At 40.1% G+C, this 3,614-nt stretch carries 5 protein-coding genes; 2 read left to right on the plus strand and 3 right to left on the minus strand.

All coding sequences use genetic code 11. The annotated features are described in order from the left end of the window. Both ACLNCN_RS04005 and ACLNCN_RS04010 read right to left on the minus strand, forming a co-directional pair. On the minus strand, positions 1-259 hold a 259-nt coding region (locus ACLNCN_RS04005), incomplete at its 3' end, for an endonuclease III domain-containing protein (protein ID WP_424844677.1). Next, the gene (locus ACLNCN_RS04010; protein WP_000773212.1) at positions 259-801 is read right to left on the minus strand and encodes a YceD family protein; all 543 of its coding nucleotides are present in this window, start codon (positions 799-801) and stop codon (positions 259-261) included. The genes ACLNCN_RS04005 and ACLNCN_RS04010, both read right to left, overlap by 1 nt. Positions 802-969: 168 nt before the next feature. Here ACLNCN_RS04010 and ACLNCN_RS04015 point away from each other — a divergent pair, with 168 nt between their 5' ends. After that, the gene (locus ACLNCN_RS04015) at positions 970-1,299 is read left to right on the plus strand and encodes a helicase BlpT (protein WP_424844678.1); all 330 of its coding nucleotides are present in this window, start codon (positions 970-972) and stop codon (positions 1,297-1,299) included. 332 nt (positions 1,300-1,631) lie between these two features. Continuing rightward, on the plus strand, positions 1,632-3,191 hold the full coding sequence (locus ACLNCN_RS04020) for an ATP-binding cassette domain-containing protein (RefSeq protein WP_424844679.1): 1,560 nt from the start codon (positions 1,632-1,634) through the stop codon (positions 3,189-3,191). A 44-nt stretch (positions 3,192-3,235) separates the two neighbouring features. Here ACLNCN_RS04020 and ACLNCN_RS04025 read toward each other — a convergent pair. Continuing rightward, a partial coding sequence (locus tag ACLNCN_RS04025) for a M48 family metalloprotease (RefSeq protein ID WP_424844680.1) occupies positions 3,236-3,614 on the minus strand: 379 nt, incomplete at its 5' end.

The raw sequence follows: 3,614 nt of genomic DNA on the forward strand, positions 1-3,614 counted from the left end.
TATTCCGATACAGTCCTAGACGAGAAATGTGCGAAGCAATTTCACTCTCAGTTGCCACAGACATGGCTTGTGGCGTTGGAAAAGCAGCAAAGAGACCTGGTGTGGCCTTATTTACCGCTACATCCGTCGTCTGGGCTGACAACATGACCGCAACCAGGAGTTCAAAATGATTGGTAAAATCAAGACTAGGCTTGGCATCCGGAAAGAGGGCAATGATTTCTTCTAGCACTTTTCGTGCTCGTTTTTTTGACAAAACCATTATTCGTCTCCATCAAATAGTCCTTGCAAGCCAGCAAAAGGACTGTTTTCTTCTTTCTTGACTGCTTGTTGAGCTTGGTATTCCTCCTCAGTCATGATTTGCCAGTCATTTCCTGAAACAAATCCTTGACCAGCCTCTTCTTCAGCCGTCAAGACCTTGATAGGAATGTTTAGTAGGATATTGTCTGACACGCTCTCAGCAAGGTCAAGTTCTCCATTTTCGATAGGCAAGACCAAATCATCGTCTAAAACTTCCTGATCTAGTTGGTTAGTTGCGCCTTCCATGAAAACTTCCGTTACTGGATAAGATTCAACTAACTCAACTGGTTCCATACTGCGACTTGAAGCAAGAACAATGGTATAAGATAGTTGATAATCTAAGAAATACATACGGTCTTCGTACTGTACTTTCCCAACTGCAAGGATATCTTTTACATCTAAAATTTCTTGATTGCGTGCACGCAGGTCTGCGGCTAGATCTAACGTTTGTTCAAAATGCAAGCCTTCAGACTGCTTACGAATTTCTTGAATATTTAATTTCATACTTCCTCCATAAAGATTTACTCTCTTGATTATACCATGAAAAGCCTACAAATCAGCCCACCAAACTTTGTAATTAAATTTCGATTTTTTAACATATTTACTATGACATTTTTGTTTTTTAGTGCTATACTATAGGCAATAATACATCAGAGCAAGGAGGATGCTCACATGGAAGACAAAGAACTCATTACTAATGCAACCCAACTCCTATCCGAGTTAAATAAAAGTTTCCAAAGCTGCAAACAGGGTAGGGCAGATGATGTTCGACTACAAGAGCTGCTAAACACTACTATAAAAGAGCTCAAAAAAGCGGAAAAGTTGGACAACAGTATCTTAATTGACCTTGAGAAATTTTACCAACGTACCAGTCTTCTGATAGGCCTCGGTAGCCTAAAACTGAACGACCAAGCACGTACCGCTTGGCGCAACTATGACAAGTTCCATTACGAGCATGTTAAACACGTACTAACTCTTTATGGACCTGTTTTCGGATTTTAGAGATTAGAATTGTCGGTTTTCTGTTGACAAAATTTCCTTAAAGTTATAGGATAGAGGTACTAATACTCGGAGGTAAGGGAGACATGAACAACTAAGTCTATCAAATAAAGAACCTTTATTTAGTAGATCTTGTTTTTGTCTCTTTTTGTGTGCTCTTTTTGTACTAGATTTTCTAGTACTTTATCATCTACGAAAATCAAAAAAACTAGAAAGCTATGCTCCTCTTGGGTTGGGTTAGGCAACTCCAAGCTAGTTTGACGAGTTTTTCAACGAGGATAATAGAGTTTTGACAGTGACTTTGGGCTCTACTAGATAAAGTAGAGCTTTTTGTTATGCACTATCGACATTCTAGAAAGGGCAACAATATGATAAAAATCAATCATCTAACCATCACTCAAAACAAAGATCTACGAGATCTTGTATCTGACCTAACCATGACTATCCAAGACGGGGAAAAGGTTGCTATTATTGGTGAAGAAGGAAATGGCAAATCAACCTTGCTTAAAACTTTAATGGGGGAAGCTTTGCCTGATTTCACTATCAGGGGAGACATTCAATCTGATTATCAATCAATAGCCTACATTCCTCAAAAACTCCCCGAGGACCTGAAAAAGAAAACTTTACACGACTACTTCTTTTTAGATACTATTGATTTAGATTACAGTGTCCTCTATCGTTTGGCTGAGGAATTGCATTTTGATAGCAATCGTTTCGCTAGCAACCAAGAGATTGGCAGTCTATCAGGGGGCGAAGCTTTGAAAATTCAGCTCATCCATGAATTAGCCAAACCCTTTGAGATTCTATTTTTAGATGAACCTTCAAATGACCTAGACCTTGAGACGGTTGATTGGCTAAAAGGTCAGATTCGCAAGATGAGGCAAACTGTTATTTTCATTTCACATGATGAGGACTTTCTTTCTGAAACGGCTGATACTATTGTCCACTTGCGACTGGTCAAGCACCGTAAAGAAGCAGAAACGCTAGTCGAGCATTTAGATTATGATCACTATAGTGAGCAGAGAAAGGCTAATTTTACCAAACAAAGCCAGCAAGCTGCTAACGACCAAAGAGCCTACAATAAAACCATGGAAAAACATCGGCGAGTCAAGCAAAATGTAGAAACTGCGCTTCGAGCTACCAAAGACAGTACTGCCGGTCGCCTATTGGCTAAAAAGATGAAAACTGTCCTCTCTCAAGAAAAACGCATTGAAAAGACAGCTCAGTCCATGACCCAAAAACCACTTGAAGAGGAAGAAATTAGACTTTTTTTCTCAGATATACATCCATTACCGGCATCTAAAGTCTTAATCCAACTGGAAAAAGAAAATTTGTCCATCGGAGACCGAATTTTGTCTCAGGGACTACAACTAACTGTCCGTGGGCAAGAAAAAATCGGTATCATCGGCCCAAATGGTATTGGGAAATCAACTCTGTTAGCCAAGTTACAGCAACTTCTTAATGATAAAAGAGAGATTTCGCTTGGTTATATGCCACAAGATTACCATAAAAAACTGCAATTGAATTTATCACCAATAGCTTACCTCAGCAAAACTGGAGAAAAAGAGGAACTACAAAAAATCCAATCCCACCTAGCCAGTCTCAATTTCAGTTATCCAGAGATGCAGCATCAAATTCGCTCTTTATCTGGTGGGCAACAGGGTAAACTCCTGCTTTTGGATTTAGTCCTGCGCAAACCAAACTTTCTCCTGCTAGATGAGCCAACACGAAACTTTTCACCCACTTCTCAACCCGAAATTAGAAAACTCTTTGCCACTTATCCAGGCGGTCTCATCACTGTTTCGCATGACCGTCGTTTCTTAAAAGAAGTCTGTACGAGTATCTATCGTTTAGCAGAACACGGTTTGGAGGTAGTTAATTTAGAAGATTTATAAATTTGCAACATAGCAAAAATCCAGAGACGATCTCTGGATTTCTTTTACATATGTTTTAAACGTTCAATCCGTTCTGAGATAGGTGGATGGGTATAAAAGAGTTTTTGGAACCCTCCCCCTTTCTTAGGATCATTGATATAAAGTGCACTGCTGGCATCATCGACAGGACGACTCATCGGTTTACTATTATCCAACTTACGTAGAGCATTAATCATCCCTTGAGGATTGCGGGTCAACTCGACACTGGAAGCATCAGCTAGAAATTCCCTCTGACGAGAAATAGCTAGTTGCACCAAGGTTGCAGCGAGAGGTGCCAGCACAATTGCAAGTAGGGAAACCACTAGCATAATGATTTCAAGACCATTTCCATCTCGGTCATCGTCGCTTCGTCTGCGACCTGTTCCACCCCACCACATCATACGA

It is taken from the genome of Streptococcus sp. CL8.13, assembly GCF_049737895.1.